Origin of the sequence: Methanobacterium sp. BRmetb2 (genome assembly GCA_003491285.1) — an archaeon.
Classification (GTDB): Archaea; Methanobacteriota; Methanobacteria; order Methanobacteriales; family Methanobacteriaceae; genus UBA117.
Window position 1 is genome coordinate 68,642 of the sequence record CP022705.1, and the last position, 16,556, is coordinate 85,197.

The 16,556-nt window shown below is 34.8% G+C and carries 17 protein-coding genes; 12 read left to right on the top strand and 5 right to left on the bottom strand.

Translation table 11 applies throughout. From position 1 onward, the window contains the following. The first annotated feature begins 30 nt into the window (after positions 1–30). From CIT01_00305 to CIT01_00325, 5 genes are all read left to right on the top strand, one after another. The gene (locus CIT01_00305) at positions 31–1,224 is read left to right on the top strand and encodes a glycosyl transferase GT4 family protein (GenBank protein ID AXV36744.1); all 1,194 of its coding nucleotides are present in this window, start codon (positions 31–33) and stop codon (positions 1,222–1,224) included. Further along, complete coding sequence (locus CIT01_00310) at positions 1,221–2,405, top strand: glycosyl transferase (protein ID AXV36745.1); 1,185 nt, start codon at positions 1,221–1,223, stop codon at positions 2,403–2,405. The genes CIT01_00305 and CIT01_00310 overlap by 4 nt, the downstream gene beginning before the upstream one ends. A gap of 104 nt (positions 2,406–2,509) precedes the next feature. Continuing rightward, the gene (locus CIT01_00315; GenBank protein ID AXV36746.1) at positions 2,510–3,049 is read left to right on the top strand and encodes a hypothetical protein; all 540 of its coding nucleotides are present in this window, start codon (positions 2,510–2,512) and stop codon (positions 3,047–3,049) included. Between the two features lie 37 nt (positions 3,050–3,086). Next, complete coding sequence (locus tag CIT01_00320) at positions 3,087–4,211, top strand: hypothetical protein (protein ID AXV36747.1); 1,125 nt, start codon at positions 3,087–3,089, stop codon at positions 4,209–4,211. A gap of 69 nt (positions 4,212–4,280) precedes the next feature. After that, positions 4,281–5,561, top strand: coding sequence for a hypothetical protein (locus CIT01_00325; protein AXV36748.1), 1,281 nt, complete (start codon positions 4,281–4,283; stop codon positions 5,559–5,561). A gap of 421 nt (positions 5,562–5,982) precedes the next feature. Here the strand turns inward: CIT01_00325 and CIT01_00330 are convergent, their stop codons facing one another. From CIT01_00330 to CIT01_00350, 5 genes are all read right to left on the bottom strand, one after another. Beyond that, the gene (locus CIT01_00330) at positions 5,983–7,284 is read right to left on the bottom strand and encodes a hypothetical protein (protein AXV36749.1); all 1,302 of its coding nucleotides are present in this window, start codon (positions 7,282–7,284) and stop codon (positions 5,983–5,985) included. A 65-nt stretch (positions 7,285–7,349) separates the two neighbouring features. Then, positions 7,350–8,450, bottom strand: a complete 1,101-nt coding sequence (locus CIT01_00335; GenBank protein ID AXV36750.1) for a UDP-N-acetylglucosamine 2-epimerase (non-hydrolyzing) — start codon at positions 8,448–8,450, stop codon at positions 7,350–7,352. 57 nt (positions 8,451–8,507) lie between these two features. Next, a complete protein-coding gene (locus CIT01_00340; protein AXV36751.1) occupies positions 8,508–9,824 on the bottom strand; it encodes a UDP-N-acetyl-D-glucosamine dehydrogenase in 1,317 nt (438 codons plus the stop codon). Positions 9,825–9,957: 133 nt separating this feature from the next. Then, the gene (locus tag CIT01_00345) at positions 9,958–10,887 is read right to left on the bottom strand and encodes a GDP-mannose 4,6-dehydratase (protein AXV36752.1); all 930 of its coding nucleotides are present in this window, start codon (positions 10,885–10,887) and stop codon (positions 9,958–9,960) included. A gap of 105 nt (positions 10,888–10,992) precedes the next feature. Then, entirely contained in the window at positions 10,993–13,275 is a 2,283-nt protein-coding gene (locus CIT01_00350) for a hypothetical protein (GenBank protein AXV36753.1), read from the bottom strand. Between the two features lie 332 nt (positions 13,276–13,607). On the opposite strand from CIT01_00350, the gene CIT01_00355 reads away from it, so the two are divergent. The 7 genes from CIT01_00355 to CIT01_00385 all read left to right on the top strand — a co-directional run bounded on the left by CIT01_00355 (position 13,608) and on the right by CIT01_00385 (position 16,545). Then, entirely contained in the window at positions 13,608–13,919 is a 312-nt protein-coding gene (locus CIT01_00355) for a hypothetical protein (GenBank protein AXV36754.1), read from the top strand. Further along, on the top strand, positions 13,916–14,419 hold the full coding sequence (locus CIT01_00360; GenBank protein ID AXV36755.1) for a hypothetical protein: 504 nt from the start codon (positions 13,916–13,918) through the stop codon (positions 14,417–14,419). The genes CIT01_00355 and CIT01_00360 overlap by 4 nt, the downstream gene beginning before the upstream one ends. Before the next feature lie 49 nt (positions 14,420–14,468). Further along, the gene (locus tag CIT01_00365) at positions 14,469–14,717 is read left to right on the top strand and encodes a hypothetical protein (GenBank protein ID AXV36756.1); all 249 of its coding nucleotides are present in this window, start codon (positions 14,469–14,471) and stop codon (positions 14,715–14,717) included. 142 nt (positions 14,718–14,859) lie between these two features. Beyond that, positions 14,860–15,147 (top strand): energy-converting hydrogenase A subunit D EhaD, encoded by a 288-nt coding sequence (locus CIT01_00370; protein ID AXV36757.1) that lies wholly within the window; start codon positions 14,860–14,862, stop codon positions 15,145–15,147. After that, on the top strand, positions 15,140–15,400 hold the full coding sequence (locus CIT01_00375; protein AXV36758.1) for a hypothetical protein: 261 nt from the start codon (positions 15,140–15,142) through the stop codon (positions 15,398–15,400). Before CIT01_00370 ends, CIT01_00375 begins: the two co-directional genes overlap by 8 nt. Then, a complete protein-coding gene (locus CIT01_00380) occupies positions 15,397–15,876 on the top strand; it encodes a hypothetical protein (GenBank protein ID AXV36759.1) in 480 nt (159 codons plus the stop codon). The genes CIT01_00375 and CIT01_00380 overlap by 4 nt, the downstream gene beginning before the upstream one ends. Beyond that, complete coding sequence (locus CIT01_00385; protein ID AXV36760.1) at positions 15,877–16,545, top strand: hypothetical protein; 669 nt, start codon at positions 15,877–15,879, stop codon at positions 16,543–16,545. It begins immediately after the preceding gene. Positions 16,546–16,556 lie beyond the last annotated feature (11 nt).

The window sequence follows — 16,556 nt, forward strand, 5'->3', positions numbered from 1 at the left end:
TAAATTAAATACTAATTTCAAGTGAAATATATGAAGATACTGGTAGTTCAAGAGTCAGATTGGCTAAAAAGAAATCCCCACCAACAGCACCACCTTATGGACCGTTTATCTGCCAAAGGCCATGAAATAAGAGTGATAGACCATGGTATTGACTGGCGAAGAAAGGATAAAAAGTGGAAGGGGATATACGTTAAAGGAAATGAATGTAAAAACATCCACAAAGTAATTGATGAAGCTAAAATCACAGTTATAAGGCCAAGTATTATTGAAATTCCAATAATTGATTATATTAGTATACCTATTTTCCATACCCTGGAGATTAACCGGCAGATAAAGGAGTTCAAACCCGATGTTATAGTGGCCTTTGGACTTTTAAATGCATATTTTGCTGCCCGAGCAGCCCAAAAACATAACATACCCTTTGTTTATTATCTTATTGACGTGTTATATACACTCATCCCAGAGAAGACCTTCCAGAATTTGGGTAAAACTCTTAAAAAGAAAACATTGACAAGATCCAGCAAAATAATAACCATAAATAAGCGACTGGCAGAACTTGCCCTGGAATTAGGAGCAAATAAAGAAAAAACCATGATTATTGATGCTGGTATTGACCTGAACGAATTTGAACCAGATATTAGTGGAGAATCCATTCGCCAGGAATACGCTATAAAAGATACAGATACTGTCTTATTTTTCATGGGGTGGATATATCATTTTGCAGGGATGAAAGAAGTTGCAAAGGCTCTGGGACAGAATAAAGATAAATATCCCCATGTCAAGTTGTTAGTAGTGGGGGATGGAGATGCTTATCCTGATATGATAAAGATAAGAGACGAATACCAACTCCATGACCAACTTATCCTAACTGGTAAACAGCCCTACCACCGGATCCCTGAATTTATAGCAGCTGCCAATATATGCCTTCTGCCGGCATATGCTGATGAGATAATAATGCAGGACATTGTACCTATAAAACTCTACGAGTACATGGCCATGAAAAAACCAGTGCTGGCCACCAGATTTCCGGGAATTTCCATGGAATTTGGTGAAGGTAATGGAATAATTTATGTTAATGGCCCTGAAGATGTTTTAAGTACTGTGGAACAATATGATACTAATGAATTATCAGAGTTAGGGGAAAAAGCCCGCAAATATGTTGAAAAAAATGATTGGGAGGATATTACCAGGCACTTTGAGGAAACCCTGGAAAAGTTAATATGAAAATATTACAGGTAACCCCATTTTTCAAGCCTTCCTGGGAAGCTGGAGGCCCGCCGAGGCTAGCATATGATGTTTCCAGATCCCTCATTAAAAGAGGTCATGAAGTTACGGTTTACACCACTGATGGTTTCAAGTACCGGTTGGATGTGGAAAAAAACCAGCCTGTGGATGTGGATGGTATTGAAACTTACTATTTTCGCAATATCTCCAATTACTTAACCCGGAAAATGAATTTTTTGACCCCCTATTATTTACCTATGGTGGCCCGCAAGGAAATTAAAAAATTTGATGTTATCCACATACACGAACACCGCACACTGCTGGCTGTTGTAGTCCATTACTATGCCCATAAATATAATATTCCATACGTACTGCAGCCTAGGGGTTCGGCTCCACTTCTGGGTAAGGATAAGCAGAAAATTTTATTTGACAAGCTGTATGGAGATAATATTGTCCACGATGCCGACAAGATAATTTTCACATCCCCTATGGAAGCTGAAAGAACAATAAAAACATTTCCCTTTATTAGAAAGGAACAGGAAACCTTCACCCCCAACGCCATAGATATAGACTATTTCAAGGAATTACCTGAAAAAGGTACTTTCAGGATGAAATACTCCGTGTCAGAAGATGATAAAATAATTTTATACCTGGGCCGTTTGAATAAGATCAAAGGATTAGATACTCTTGTTAAAGCATTTAAATCCATGCAAAAAGATATTAATAACTTAAAATTGGTCCTGGTAGGGCCGGATGATGGTTATAAGAACGAATTATTAACCTTGATAGGGGAACTGGAACTTGAAAGTGATGTTATTATGACTGGCACCCTGGATGGAAATGATAAGCTTAGCGCCTATGTTGACGGGGATGTATTTGTTTTACCCTCCAGTTACGAGTCATTTGGTAATGTAATATTTGAATCACTACTGTGCAGCACCCCGGTAATTGTTTCAAGAAACTGTGGTTCTGCTGACATCATAGATACTGCCTCATGTGGATTAACATTTAAATATGGTGATGTTAAGGATCTAAGAGATAAGATGGATTATTTAATAAGTAATCCAATTAAAGGTAAGGAAATGATAGGTAATGGTCAAGAATATGTTAAAGAAAATTTGACCCATGAAAAGATTATCTCCCATATAGAGGAAATATACCACAGCGTGATTAAAAAGTAGAGATTAAATATTTACTAAAATTGTTATTAATAGATTAAAAATTGAAATTAAATATTATTCCATAAAATTATTCTAATCTAATAAAAATCCAAAAAGGTTACAATATGGAAAACCAGGAAACTCCTCAGGAATACGGAGAAAATAATAATGACCTTATTTTATGGCTATTTTATACCCATATTGCCTCTAAAATTCCATATGCATTAGGAAACAGTATTCGGCAACCTTTCTTAGAAAAACTCCTAAAAAAGATAGGAAGTGATGTTTCCATAGCCACTAACGTAAAACTGCTCCACCCCCAAAGTATTACACTTAAAAACAAGGTAGGAGTAGCAAATGGAGTAATATTAGACGGCCGTGGAGGTATTGATATTGATGAATACACTATTGTGGGTTTTGAATCTGTGATCTTATCCTGCACCCATCAACATCAAAAAAAAGACATTCCCATAAGGGACCAAGGTATGTTTACAGCTCCAGTAAAAATTGGTAAAGATGTGTGGATAGGGGCTCGGGTAATGATCCTACCAGGGGTGACTATTGGTGATAGGTCAATAATTGGTGCAAACTCAGTTGTAACCAAAGATGTGGCACCTAATTCTATAGTAGGAGGCATACCTGCCAAGTTCATAAAAGACCGCTAAAACAATTTATGAAAAATTTTCTAAATTTCTGATCAGCATGACTAATAAGAAAAATATTGCAATCATAACCCTTTCTGTGACCAAGGCCGGTTTTGTGCCGGTACAGAAACTTTTCAGAATTATCAAATCCATAAGTAATGAAGTTTACCTCCTAACTGGAGGTCTTGGTGCAAATTTAAAAGATGAATGCCCAGAAAACTGTCACATTTACAGTATAAAACACGACCTCAAAGATTCAACAATTTCAAGAATTTTAAATTTTATTAAAACCCAGTTCAAATATTTAATTCAACTACACAAAATAATAAATGATGTAGATATGATCCTCTTTTATATCGGAGGACAGGGCCTGATTTTACCCCTTTTTCTAAGTCGTGTCTATAGTAAAAAGGTGGTACTTGTTTTTGCAGGATCACCTGCCAGTACAGCTAAAGCTAAAAATGACACATTAACTGGATCTATCTTTTTACTCTCCAGAATAGCCTGCCGATTTTCCAATCAAATCATAGTCAATTCTAAAGGGCAAATTAAAGAGTTTGAACTGGAAAAATATGAGGACAAGATAGACACTGCCATGGAACACATAATTGATTTTGATAAATTCCATATTGAAAAGGACATCAATGTAAGAGACGAGTGTGTAGGATATGTAGGCAGACTCAGTAGAGAAAAAGGCATCTTAAACTTCTTAAAAGCCGTGAATATCCTCGTTAAAAAGGGATGCCAATTGAATTTCACAATATGTGGCGAAGGTGACATGGAAGATGATGTTAAGGATTACATTTCAAGGGAAAAACTTCAGGATAAAGTGGAATATAAAGGCTGGATATCTGACCAGGAACTTCCCCACCATTTGAATAATTTAAAACTGATTGTGATACCCTCCTATACTGAGGGACTTCCTAATTTAATGCTGGAGTCCATGGCCTGTGGAACACCTGTTCTATCCAACAGGGTAGGTTCCATTCCAGAAATAATCCTCGAAGGAAAAAATGGATTTTTGATGGATAATAACTCTCCTGAAACCATAGCCCATAATATCCTCAAATCTTTAAATTCGCCTGATCTTAACAAGATCAGTGCCCATGCTCAAGAATACATAATTAATAATTTTGAAATTGAAAAGGTCAGAAAAAATTGGTCTAAAATTCTGTATAAATAAGTTACTGGAAAAAATTACCAAGATTATGTTAAATTAAATAATTTCCACATTTTAAACTGAGGTATCCTAATGAATACTGTTCTACTAATTGCTTATTATTTCCATGAAAAAGAAAATATTGGATCAGTTCGTCTTAGAGGTCTGGCCAAAAATCTTCCAAGATATGGATGGAATCCAGTGATTGTTACTCCCCAATCATCTGAAAAATTAGATCCGCTCTGGAAGGACTATAATATAATAGAAGTGCCCTACGAAGATTTAATGACTAAATGGAAAAAATATTTAGGATTTAAAACCCAAACCACGGTTAAAGAACAGCTACAAACCAAGACCTATAAAAATAAGAGGTCATGGTTTGAAAACCTGGCCAGGGTATGGGAGGAGTTCTTCACCTATCCTGATGGGCAAAAAACATGGTATGATCCTGTAATGGCTGAAATGGATGAGTTAATAAAAGAGGAAAAAGTTGATGCTGTTATTAGTTCCGCATTACCTCTCACCACCCACATAATTGCCAGTGAAATAAAAAAAAGATATTGTATTCCATGGATAGCTGATTTTCGAGATCTCTGGACCCAAAACCATTATTATAAATATACTTCATTGAGGAAATTTTTTGAAAAACAGTTAGAGTTAAAGACCATGGCCAATGCAGATATTATGACCACGGTATCTGAACCACTGGTTGGTGATTTAAAAAATTTACACCATAATGAGGAAGTCTATTCAATACCCAATGGATTTGATCCAGATAAAGTAAATCCAGGTACGCCTTTAACTAATAAATTTACCATTACCTATACTGGCCAATTATACAAGGGGAAAAGAGATCCTGAACCTCTTTTTGAAGCCTTGAATGATTTAAGTAGAGAAGACTTGATAAACATTGACCATGTTGAGATCAATTTTTATGGGGCTAGTGAAAGCTGGCTGACAGAGGAGATTGCAAAATATGGTCTGGAAAGAGTGGTAAATATACATGGAATGATACCCCGGGATGAAGTAATCTTAAAACAGAGAGAATCACAATTATTGCTACTTTTAATGTGGGATAATCCCCTTGAGATAGGGGTGTGTACTGGTAAGATCTTTGAGTATCTATCTGCTAAAAGGCCTATTATATCCCATGGCATAACTGAGGGGTGTGTTCCTGATATTCTAAATGATACCAACACTGGAAACTCAGTGAAATCCGTCCCAGAAATTAAAAAAGTGCTACAAGAATATTACTCCCAATATCAAAAGAAGGGCCAGGTATTCTATTCCGGTAATGATAATATTTATAAATATTCCCATAAGAATATGGCTAAAAGATTTGCAGAAATTCTAGATAAAGTTAGTGCCGATTAAAAAGAAAAATATTATTTCCATTTTTTCATCTAGTTTTTATCGTTCAATATTAAGCAAATAGAAGCGTTTTTTACTAATTAAAGGGACTCTCGTCACAAAATAGGTTAATTTATTAGTTAAAAGAAAGAAATTTATATTAAATTTAATAGTACATGACTAAATTCATACATTTAAAGCTAGTTTCAGTGTAATGCCACCCCACCCTACACCAGTACATGGAAAAACCGTGCCTATGCAGAACACAGGAATGCCAATAACAGCGCTGATACTAGCAGTTCTTATGGTTTTAGGCTGAATGGTAACTAGTAAAAAATAAATCCCCTATTTTTTCTTTTTTTCTTTTTTAAACTTAAAAAAAAGTATATCCAGAATTAGTTTTTTCCCGGAGACAATTTAATACTAATTATTAAAAAGATACGCTCTAATCTTTTTTCTTACCAATAAATCCTGCCACTATTCCTCTGTAAAGTTCTAAATCGGATTTTTTAAGTATAATTAAATCTGATATTCGGTTTTCAGAAACTCTGCTGAAATACACTAGAGTTAGAATTGCACTTACTGTGTATGAAACAGTGGATGCCAGTGCAGAACCAGAAATGCCTAATACTGGAATTAGCAAGAAATTAAGGGGTATATTTACAACCAGTGATGTTATGGAGATGTAGGTATTGATGATGGGCTTGCCGCGGCCGGCCAGTTCATTTCCCAACACTTTACAAATGCTTAAGGCCACTATTCCTGGTATTAAATACCATAAAGGTTCCACTGATGGTAAATATTCATTACCAAAAAGCAGTACAATAATGAATTTCCCAAATACAAATAGGATTACTCCTAATACAAGGGTTATAAAAAAAGCGTTACGAGAAATTAGTGGTGTGGATTTGTTAACATCTTCTGTTTTTAATTTAGGAGTTCTCGAAAGAAGTAAAGTTCCAACAGCGTTGGGAAAGTACCACAGTGCCTCCACCAAACTAACGGCTATGGTGTAGTAACCAACACTGGCTGCACCCAAAAGCATGTTTAATATGAGCATGTCAATTCGGTAGTTGAAAAATTGTATAACTGTGCCAATATAACCTTTAACACCAAATTTTATGCTTTCTTGGAATATTTCAAGTTTAAATGATAATCTTTTAATGGTTTTCACCCGAAATATCAATAACAAGGATGTCAATAAAACTGCCAGAACATAAGATATTATAACTCCCTGAACTCCCCCATTCAGAATAAGGAAGTTCACGAAGATAAAAATAAGATACATCAAATTTTGTAGTATGGTGGTTAAGTTATACTCCTTTATACGGTACTGGCCCAATAAAATATACTGCAGATAATTTATTAAAAGCATGAATGGCACTATAAAACTTATAATCACCAGTAACTCAGCGCCAGTTTGTGGAATAAGATTTTCAGAGAAATATAAAAAATAGATTATTCCCACAACAATTAAAAGGGATCCTAATATTATGGAAGATACTATGGAATTATTGGTTAATTCTTCCCAGGAATACTTCTTTTTTCCTCCAAAAAAGATATTGGAAAGTCCGATACCCAGATTTCCGAACATGGAAAGTAAGGTTAACACTACAACTACCAAACTCATAATACCCAAGCCGCTGGGGCCTAAATAACGGGCATTTACAATAGAAATTATAGTTATTAACACAGTGGCCAATATCTGGGTGAAAAACAATGAAAAGGTATGCTTTAAAAAGGTCATTTTATATTCTCATCCACTTATTTTAAAAATTATAATAATTTACTTAGAAAAATACAGATTTAAATTTAATTTTCTCCATAACTTTCTAGTATCTTGCATATTTTCTTTGATGCCTGCCCATTACCAAAAACATTTTCGTACTGTCCTTTTGGATTAAAAACATCCACTACATTTATTATTTCATCTTTATCCAAAAAGTTATTTTTACTTTCAGTGAAAATTGTGTTCCATCCTTCCAGTACAGTTTCAGGCCATCCAGTAGAAGAATCTATTGTGATACAGGGTACTCTGGCAAAAAATGCTTCTTTTTGCAAACCACCAGAATCAGTGACAATCCTACAGGCATTTCGAGTTAGTATATTCATGTCCAAATATCCTACTGGTTTTATTAATTGAATATTAGGATTTTCCTGTAGAGCATCATATAATCCATATTCATTCAGATATTTTACTGTACGGGGATGAACTGGAAAAACAATTTTATAATTAGCTGAAAGGTCATCAAATGCATGGGTTATGGCTTTCAAGTTTTCAATTGAATCAGTATTCCTAGCCCGGTGAATGGTGGTTAATATATACTCACCCCTATCCAATCCCAGTTCTTCCAATATACTTGAAGATTCATCTGCCTTTTTTGAGAAGAATTGGAAGAGATCTAACATTACATCTCCCGTCAAGTGTACTGCATCCTTTAATCCTTCTTTATAAAGATTTTCTGCTGCATAGGGTGTGGGGGCAAAAAGTAGGGTGGATATATGGTCAGTTATAATACGGTTCACCTCTTCTGGAACCGATTTATCATACATACGGGGACCAGCTTCCACGTGAGCTATAGGAAGGTTCAATTTGGAAGCAGTGATTGCTGCAGCCAGAGTGGAGTTGGTATCCCCATACAAAAGTACCATGTCGGGTGATTCTTCCTGGAATTTTTCCTCCAGTTTAATCATCATCTTCGCGGTTTGGGCCGCATGTGAACCAGATCCAACCTCCAGATTATAATCTGGTTGGGGTATTCCCATTTCCTTGAAAAATATTTCAGAAAGTTCAATGTTATAATGCTGACCAGTGTGAATAATAATTTCTTCATTGTTCTTTCTCAACTCATTTGATACCAGAGCAGCCTTAATAAACTGAGGTCTTGCACCTAATACAGTTATTATCTTCATAAAATCATCTTTTAAATCTATAATATACAAATTACGCTTAAATCATCTAAATTAGAGTTATAACTTAATATAATAATCAGATTCATCAGTTTTGAGTTTTAGAGCGTTGCGTGTGTCTACGATAATTATTTCATCTTTTTTAACCATGTTTATCATGGTGGGGTTTTCTATGAATGCATCATGATCAGTTACGATGATGGCACAGTCAGCCCATTTTAGGGAGGTTTTCAGATCTTTTTCTGAGTGGAATGGTCCGTATCGGGTTTTTATACAACTTGTGTGCGGGTCGTATACTTTTACTTGTGATCCGGCTTCTTTTAGTTCTTCAATAATGTTTACTGCAGGTGATTCTCGGGTGTCGCTGATATTGGATTTGTAGGCCATGCCCAGTACCAGGATTTTGGAACCTCGCAGCTTTTTGTCTATCTTTTTAAGCCCTTTTTTGGCCAAGTTCACAGTGTGTATGGGCATGAAGTCGTTTATTTCCCCGGCAGTTTCAATAAAACGGGGTATTATGCCGAAGTGTTTGGCTCTATAAGAGAGGTAGTATGGATCCAGTGGTATGCAGTGACCTCCCACCCCTGGTCCGGGATAGAAGGGCATAAATCCATAGGGTTTGGTTTTGGCTGCTTCGATTGACTCCCATAGATCAATATCCATTTTTTCAAATATGAGTGATAATTCATTTACCAGTGCAATGTTAACGTTTCTGAAGATATTTTCTATCATTTTCACAGCTTCTGCCGTCTTACAATCCTTTACTTCAATTACGTTGCCAGTCACATCTTCAAAAAGCATTTTACATATGCTGGTAAATTCTGGAGTTAATCCACCCACCACATTAGCTGTGTTTTCAATTTTGTATTTTTTGTTTCCGGGATCAACCCTTTCTGGAGAGTAGGCTAATCCAAAATCTTCACCTACTTTCAGGTTACTGGTCTCTTCCAGGATGGGTGCCAGGAAATCTTCGGTGGTGCCCGGGTAGGTTGTGCTTTTTAATATCACAAACTGGCCTTTGTGGAGAATTTTACCCAATGTTTCACCAGCATTCTCAATATAAGATAAATCCGGACTCTTATCTTCACGCAATGGAGTGGGAACCGCTATAATTATAAAATCACATTTTTCCAACTTTTGGTAATCACTGGTGGGGTGGAATGAGTTTAAATTCAGATCTTCATCTTTCACATCCTCGATGTATGATTTTCCCTGCTGGAGAATCTCTACCTTTTCCGGTTTATTATTATATCCTATTACTTTGAATTTTTTTGAAAAAGAAACAGCTAAAGGCAAACCAACATAACCTAAACCCACAATACCCACAACTGCAGATTCATCATTAACTTTATCTCTTAAATCAGCAACCCAACTCATAGATAATCCTCCTTAAAAAAATTGAATATGTTAAACAGATTTTTTATAAATATTCCCTATTTAAATTAAGTTATGACATAAATAAAATATTTTAATCTTATTAAATAAATTAATTCGATTTTATTTAATGGATTTATTTTAATTTTTTATAATCCATTATAGTTTCTTCCAACTCTTTTATAAGATTTACATCAGGATTAAAACCGAATACATTAGCATTGGATATATCAGCCCAGGAATGTTTAATTTCCCCTGATTGCGGATCAGCGTAGTTAGGTTCTATATCCAATCCCATAATATCTTTTATAGTTTCAAATAACTGGTTAATTGATATGGATTTACCACCTGCAATATTAAAATTACCTGAAATTCGGGATTTACAGGCCTTTATATTTGCATCTACCACATGATCTATGTAAATAAAATCACGGGTCTGCTCCCCATCCCCATATATGGTGGGAACTTTATTATTCAACATAGATTCTACAAATTTAGGTATAACTGCTGCATAATGTGAATCAGGATCCTGTCGAGGTCCAAAAACATTGAAATATCTCAAAGAGGTTGTTGATAATCCGTATATCTGGTGGAAAACACTGCAGTAAAGTTCCCCGGCTACCTTGCTCACTGCGTAAGGCGACATGGGATTAATAGGAACCTCTTCTGTTACAGGGAGTTGGGACGTGTCACCATAAACTGCACTGGAAGAGGCAAAAACCACTTTTTTAATGTCAACCTCCTTGGCTGCATTTAAAACCTTCAACGTACCAGTAACATTAACTTCATTACATAGTAACGGATTATCTATACTTAGTGGAACACTGGCCATTGCTGCGTGGTGCAGGACGTAATCACATCCATCAATTATTTCTTCAAGGTCAATAGAGGTTATATCGCCAAATATAACATCTATGTTGGTAAGATCCAGATGTTTAATATTCTCTAGTTTTCCTGATGATTCATTGTCTATTATAACAACTTCATTATTTTTACATAATCTCTCAACCAGATGGGATCCAATAAAACCCAAACCACCGGTTACTGCAAACTTCTTATTTTTCATATTAATTCCCTGCAATTTAACAAAGCTCATTATACTATTTAATAATAAAACTCACTGTTAATATATTTTGATATAAAATCTATTATCAACACATTTTGATTAATCTCAAACAACATCCACCCATAGATGGAGGGATCTATAGGCCTTATCTTGATCTGGCAACTTATAGAGTAATAGTTCCAGTTTCTGATTTTTACCTAGGGTGCTGGCATTGAAGGTTAATGGCTGCTCCCATTTTTGACCATTGGTCAGGGTGATATTCTTACTGGTAACCGTGGTTCCATTAAATTTAACCAGTAAATTATATGTAACATTGGAATATTCATGATTCACAATTCCAACCATAATTGTACCAGATTGTCCAATAGTTAGATTGGTTGGATAGTCACTGGCTTTTCCACCAGCCCCCAATATATAAAATTCAGTGAATTTCTCTCCTTCTTTAGGTGTTACTATAATATATATTGTAGCTGAGATAGCTAGGATTATGGAAATTATTAGTATGATTGATAATATTTTATCCAGTTTTTTCTCTTGGTCGAATGAACTTTTAAGGTTGTGAAAGTGTACCCCTAGATTTAATTTGAATTTTTCCTGATCTGGAATTCTGCGTCTTCGCAAAAAGGCTACCACTATCAAAATAAAACTCAACAAAGATAGAACAATTAAAATAGGATCCAAACGTATTTCAAAGGAGGTGTAATTCAGAATGAATGCAATCAAAAGAGTTAAAACTATACTAAAACCAAAACTGAGTGCGACACGTTCAATACCATCTAAATCTTGTTTTCTGGGGAATAATGCTGCTATTAATGAATATCCTGGTATGAAAAGTATGAATATTAACTCTAATACTGTTTTAATAACTGTTCCATTTAATACAGGTACAGTTACAAAGATCGTGGTAAGAAATGTGAATAAAAGAATTATAATGAGGTCGTTGGCTAAGAATTTAAACCTTCCGGAATAAAGTTTTGGTTTGGATTCCTTTTTTCCTTTTGGCCAGGCCTCTGGTTGAACAGAGTCTGGTGTTACAGATTCTTTTTGAGCTAAATGTCTCAATTTAACTGTTTCATCAATTACTTCTTCTTTTCCCCTTTTTTGGCTAATTTCCGATTTTATAATTTTCATCCGGGATAATCTTCGTCTTCGAAGATAAGCAATTCCAATCAAAGTGGCCGTGACAATAATCAAAAGCCCGATGCAGAGCTGTGATGATATAGGACAAGGTGCAATAAAAACCAAAACCCCAATACCCAAGGTAATAAGTAAACTCAACAAAATCCCAGCAAGTAACACCTGGACAATCTTTAATCTATTTTTAGACGAAACCATGGTTTTTGGGAATATTATAGTTAAAAGGGCGTATCCAGGTAAAAATAATATTAAGGGAATAACAAAGATACTTCTAAAAACTGTTTGGCTTAACGGACTTATGGTGATAAATATAACTGCTAATAACAAGAATAAAACCAGTATATTAAGGTCCCTGTTGGATTTGGAAATTTTTATATCTTTTCCTGGAATTTTTCCTCTTTTAGAATCTTTTCTAACCTTTCTAACAAATATTTTTTCATGCTCTCTAGGCTTTTCAACTTCTCTTATAAATTTAGTATCCTCTTTTAATTTTTTTCTTCGCCTTAAACCAGCCAGAATTAAAAAAACAATTGTCAGCAGTGCCATGATTAAGAATGTGGTTTTAGAGGGTATGTTATAAATGAATTCTGAAAAAACTCCCATAATTAAAACCAAAACAATACTTAAACCTAGACTTAAAATAAGTTTTTTAATAAAACTAAGGTCCCTCATATCCCAAAATAATAGGGCCGTTAATGAGTACCCAGGTAATATAAAGGTTAAAAGCAGGAAAGGAATTAATTCTATCAGTTCAAAAGGTGTGTATATTATTAACAGGGAAACTATGGTTAAAAATCCAGTTATGAATAGATCTTTAAATCCGTGTTTCAGTCTGTAGACATGTAGATGCTCTGTTTCTTTTGAACCTCCTTTTTTAATATATTCAATTTTTCTGTATCTCCGTATATATGTGGCAATAAGTAATATTATAGTTAAGAATCCAGGAAATATAATAAAGTAGTTTGTAAATATTTTGAAGGGATCATACGTAATAAAAAAGCCATAAAATGGTATTATAGCTACGCTTATTACTAAACTTAAAATCAGACGTATCACTAGATTCAAATCTTTTCTTTGTGGGAATAAAACACTTATTATTCCATAACCCGTGAAGAAGAATATGATCGGAATACTTAAAGCTACTTTTAACCATTCATTCTGATTTAAAAGATCAATATTCAATATTATCATGCTTAAAGCTGTGAAAGCTATGATCAATATTAAATCAATGTATTGATTTTTGATTTTCATTTAATCTTCCTTCAACTTATCCTAATGTTAATTTTATAATACTGATATTCGTTTTTATATCTAAAAAGATGGTATGCATTTGGATTTTATGTTTAAATTTGAAATTTATTTAGTATTTATATATAAATTCTATTATTAATCTATAATCTTATCCTAGTTATGTAGCTAAATAATATGAGGTAATAAAATCTATCTGATTTAATTTGAAATAAAATTTTCCATTAAATCTATTATTTTTCGTCTTTACTTGCTATTATAATATATAATGAAAATTTTATGAGTTTAAGGGCAAGTAAAAACATTTATATATTGTGGAGTATTATCCTTTTATCATGATTATTCATGCTAATGAAATGTATATTATACTTAATTATGTGCTTGCGATAATCTTTGCAATAGTGGTAGGATTAATAGTTAAACTTCCGCTGTTACCAGAAAAGCCTATGAGGGATTCATGGACTCTAAGCGCCATATTTCCTACTGCAATAATTGCTTTAGGTTTTTCAGCCATAATATTTAAACTGGTTATTTTTGATCTTTACAGTGGTATGGTAGTGGCTGTGATAATTGGAATTTTTTCTGCACTATTTACCAAATTTTTATTCGGCAGAATATTTCCCAAACCTGATGGAGGAATTTCATGAACGAATTAATTGGAATTGCACTGGCCGCAGTCATATCATGGATAAATTTCGTTATCATTGATACCTGGCTAGGCCTGCCTGAATCTCCAGGAGTTAAAGGGGCTGAAGTTATTGGAAGGTCTGTTAAAAAGCGAGGCGGAGATCTTTCTGGAGGTTTTTTCCAGGGAAACATCGTATGTTCTCCTGATGCCTCGGCGGGAACACTTCTTGGTGCTGTAGGATGTTATGCTATAGGTATCCCTGAAGGAGGGTTTATTGCCGCATTATTAGTATACTTTGGTAACCGGCTTTGTGCTGATCCTGGGTATGCAGGAACAACTGGAGCCATTTCTATAACCATAATAATTGCATTAACATCATTCATTGGATTGAATCCTGAGTATTATGTGGTTGGAATGGTAATTGCAATTCTCACCATTCAGGGAATTTCACATACCAAAGCATCAATTCTGCTTGGAAAAATTGCAAAGAAAATGGGAAGGTACACTAAGATCAGTTAAAAATAATGTCACTAATAATGGTGAACATGTAAAAGATAGGTAGATTATAATGTTGATTGAGATCGTTGGTATCATAGTTTTATTTGTGGCTATTAGAACCCTAATTGCCCAAAACAGGGCGGAAAGAATGCTTTATCTTAATGCCCTGAGCTTTGGGATTTCTGCCCTAATAGCACTTTATATTCAAACACCATTTGGGGCTGTTATTGCCATAACCTATTTTGTAGCATCTACCATAGGTTCAAATGCTATCGCCTACACTATAGGAAGAGTAAAAAATGAGATTACAATCGAATAAATGATTATAATACAATAAAAATTAAATAAATAATTATTAAGATGATAATGATTGTTAAGGATTTAATAATTATTCCTCAACCATAAAAACAGTTTATTAGTAACTTTATAATAAAATAAATGTGAAAGTTCGGTGAATTATAATGTATCCCCTACTAGAGTTGGTAAATTTAACCACAATATCTGCAGTCGTAATGCTGATAGGAGCAATTGGTATTATATTGCTTCCCAAACCCATTGATAAAGTTATTATGTTTGCATTACTTCAAGGAGGATTTATTGGTATAATTGCTGCAGCTAAATATTTAGATGTTGCAATGGCTGCAGCCATATTTGACCCCATATCAACAGTTATTCTCTTAATAGCTATAATCAAAATTAATGAAGTAAGAGAGAAAAAAAAATCCCAGGAGGAAGGGAATCTTGCTTGAAATTCAAATATGGTTTTATACTGGCTGTGCACTAGTCATACTAGGTAGTTTAGCTACAGTATTTGGACCTGGCGTTAAAGATCCTCTGGCTCGGATCTTAAATACTGAAATTGCAGCGGTTGGTGTTTCTCTAATATTTTTAACATATAACCATACTATAGCACTTTTAACATTCATTGCAGCCACGCTAATAATAACCTTAATTCTGCTTCGAGCCGTGGTAAGATTAGAAGAAATGGGGGCAAAGCTTTGAAAAGTATAGGAAGACTTTGGAATGCTCTTGCAAATCCTAAACGGATCCCGAGGCTTTTCGCAATAGTCATGGGTATAGTACTTCTGACTGGACTTTTGGTGCCTCTTACTTTAAATGACCACCAACTATATCCTAGGCCCGAACCTCAGCAGCAGATAAATGATAAGGATCCTCTGGCCCCTTATGATCGTGGAGGAGTACCTCTTAAGGAAAGAGGTATTGTAAAGGCCCAGTACCCCGAAAATTCAGTTAATTTAGGCAAAATTACGGGTTACTTATCACCTATTGCCATAGAGGTTAAAAATAATACAATTTATTATGGTACATCTATCTATTCATCTCCTGGTGGCCTTATAGATGAAATTTTATATTATACCCGAGGTTTTGATACCATAATTGAATCGACCATTTTGATGATGGCCTTTGTAATAGCATCATGGGTGGCCATTCACTTCACCATGCGGAGGGATGAATAAATGCTGGTGCCAGATTTAGTTTCTCCAGTTGTAGTTTCACTTTATACTCCAGCAATCGTCGTAGGTATCCTGGTGGGTTTTATTGGACTTCTTGGAATTTCATTCCAGAAAAATGATTTAAGTGCATTAATACTCACCGATATTGTGGGTATTGCCATGTTAATTGTAGTGGCTGCTGTGGCCACAGACCTTGCCGAAGCCCTTATACTTCCTGGTTTAGTCGTAGAACTGGCAGAAATTTTAGCCATATCTGAGATCTTGATGAGCCGGGAGATGAGAAAAAGCGGTAAAAAAGTGGAACTTTTCCCTGTTCCTCTGGCCATGGATATGGAGATTTTAAACACTGCCCCTAATTTTATAGCACTAGCTTTAGTTGCATATGGTGTATTTCTCACTGGTTTTACTGGAGGGGCTGTAGCAGGAGTTGGAATACTCTTCTATGTTTTATCTAAGAAATACAGAGGAATACCTTCTGGTCTATGGGAGGGTATGAGTGGAGCCTCTGGTATTGCCTGGTGTTTATGGATTGCAGGATTTTTAATATTCTTTATAGCCCCTGATATATGGCTTCTAGGTTTATTCCTATCATCATGTGGATTACTTATTAAAGTAGCTTCAAAATCTGGACTAATAGGAGTAATGGGTAGAGAAGAATTTAAAAAAGAATAGACGATTTAACA

Coding starts and splice junctions, on each gene's coding strand:
- CIT01_00320 (AXV36747.1), top strand. CDS start 3,087: ATGACTAATAAGAAAAATATTGCAATCATAACCCTTTCTGTGACCAAG.
- CIT01_00350 (AXV36753.1), bottom strand. CDS start 13,275: ATGAAAATCAAAAATCAATACATTGATTTAATATTGATCATAGCTTTC.
- CIT01_00325 (AXV36748.1), top strand. CDS start 4,281: ATGAATACTGTTCTACTAATTGCTTATTATTTCCATGAAAAAGAAAAT.
- CIT01_00385 (AXV36760.1), top strand. CDS start 15,877: ATGCTGGTGCCAGATTTAGTTTCTCCAGTTGTAGTTTCACTTTATACT.
- CIT01_00310 (AXV36745.1), top strand. CDS start 1,221: ATGAAAATATTACAGGTAACCCCATTTTTCAAGCCTTCCTGGGAAGCT.
- CIT01_00305 (AXV36744.1), top strand. CDS start 31: ATGAAGATACTGGTAGTTCAAGAGTCAGATTGGCTAAAAAGAAATCCC.
- CIT01_00365 (AXV36756.1), top strand. CDS start 14,469: ATGTTGATTGAGATCGTTGGTATCATAGTTTTATTTGTGGCTATTAGA.
- CIT01_00335 (AXV36750.1), bottom strand. CDS start 8,450: ATGAAGATAATAACTGTATTAGGTGCAAGACCTCAGTTTATTAAGGCT.
- CIT01_00355 (AXV36754.1), top strand. CDS start 13,608: ATGATTATTCATGCTAATGAAATGTATATTATACTTAATTATGTGCTT.
- CIT01_00345 (AXV36752.1), bottom strand. CDS start 10,887: ATGAAAAATAAGAAGTTTGCAGTAACCGGTGGTTTGGGTTTTATTGGA.
- CIT01_00315 (AXV36746.1), top strand. CDS start 2,510: ATGGAAAACCAGGAAACTCCTCAGGAATACGGAGAAAATAATAATGAC.
- CIT01_00340 (AXV36751.1), bottom strand. CDS start 9,824: ATGAGTTGGGTTGCTGATTTAAGAGATAAAGTTAATGATGAATCTGCA.
- CIT01_00360 (AXV36755.1), top strand. CDS start 13,916: ATGAACGAATTAATTGGAATTGCACTGGCCGCAGTCATATCATGGATA.
- CIT01_00370 (AXV36757.1), top strand. CDS start 14,860: ATGTATCCCCTACTAGAGTTGGTAAATTTAACCACAATATCTGCAGTC.
- CIT01_00330 (AXV36749.1), bottom strand. CDS start 7,284: ATGACCTTTTTAAAGCATACCTTTTCATTGTTTTTCACCCAGATATTG.